The sequence below is a fragment of the Roseimaritima sediminicola genome, assembly GCF_009618275.1.
Classification (GTDB): Bacteria; Planctomycetota; Planctomycetia; order Pirellulales; family Pirellulaceae; genus Roseimaritima; species Roseimaritima sediminicola.
On sequence record NZ_WIAD01000129.1, the window covers coordinates 1 to 1,158 of the forward strand.

At 51.6% G+C, this 1,158-nt stretch carries 1 protein-coding gene and 1 pseudogene; both read right to left on the reverse strand.

The annotated features are described in order from the left end of the window. Nucleotides 1-22: 22 nt before the first annotated feature. Nucleotides 23-268 (reverse strand): annotated as a pseudogene (locus tag GE027_RS22575) (transposase family protein); the annotation flags it as partial. A gap of 232 nt (nt 269-500) precedes the next feature. Then, nucleotides 501-1,158, reverse strand: a 658-nt coding sequence (locus GE027_RS22580) for a hypothetical protein (RefSeq protein ID WP_237607744.1), incomplete at its 5' end; no start/stop codon positions are given.

Below are 1,158 nucleotides of genomic sequence, written 5' to 3' on the forward strand. Positions count from 1 at the left end.
TTCAAACAGAGTCGGTTTCAGTGCGGCCAATGGTATCGTGAGAAGGAATCCCGTGCGGAAGTTTCAGTCGTTTCTGAAGCCACTCTTCGATGCTCGCAGCCCAGGTAGCAATCGCCATTGGCCCGTCCACTCCCGCGATCACTGCCATGATAGAAATCACGATTGAGTCGCCGAGCAAGTGATGGCGGTTAATGGTTGATCGGGGATCATCCAGCTCATAGAAGTTTCGAGGGATTGAATCCACATCCACATTCGGAAGATCAGTCATGAAGTGGCGCGTGATAAATCGGAAAGCAAGTGTCAACCTGCTTGCATCATCTTGTAATTAGCTACGGAGCGCGACATGCCCCCCGCCTTACCTAAAGTGCGCGGTGGCCGTGTTCGCTAGTCCTAGCCACTGCGTCAGTTAATCCGCTTCGTGACTGCCGGTAGGTAGAGCGACTCGCCGTTGTCGTTAAAACAAAACAACGTTTCGTATACATGGCGACTTTTCCTGCCATTTACGGCAGGTTCTTGGTCGAATCTGACAAGTTGTTCTGCTGCAGTTTCTTACCCCATCGACGCGGCCAATACATAAACGCTAAAATTACCGTTAAAACAATGAGCGAAAATGCTACAAGGTAGCCGTGGCGGCGTGAGGGATAGGGTGTTTCACTATTCAGCAGCTCTTCAAGATTCGCTCCGTTGAATTCACCGTTCAATACAACGCGATTCGGCTTCCCCGGGCGAACCAAATAGCTTTCGCCAGAATTCAAATCATTGACCCATGTGCCACGAGGAAACTGAATCTGAAAGGTTTCGTCTGCAAGAGGCTGGTTAACTGTTGCCTCTATCTCGGACGACTCGGTAACCTCAATGATCCTCCCGTCGTTCGCGTATCTCACGATTCTAAACGCCGATGGGAACCAGCCTATCTGCGGTAGCCTCTCATATTGTAAGGATATGCTACGCAGTTTCGACGTACTGTCAGGTCGGTATACGGTTTGCTCGAGTGGCAGCAGGCGATCGTCGTCGGTCACAGTTATCTCGTCTCTTAGTGGCCCGCTACTGACAACCTTGAAGCAAGGCTGCCCATCGATCGGAGGCATGGCTTCCAGGTGCGAGACAGTTGAGGGGTTAACTGCTCCAATGCCAGCATCCAGCGGCGCTATTGCCAGT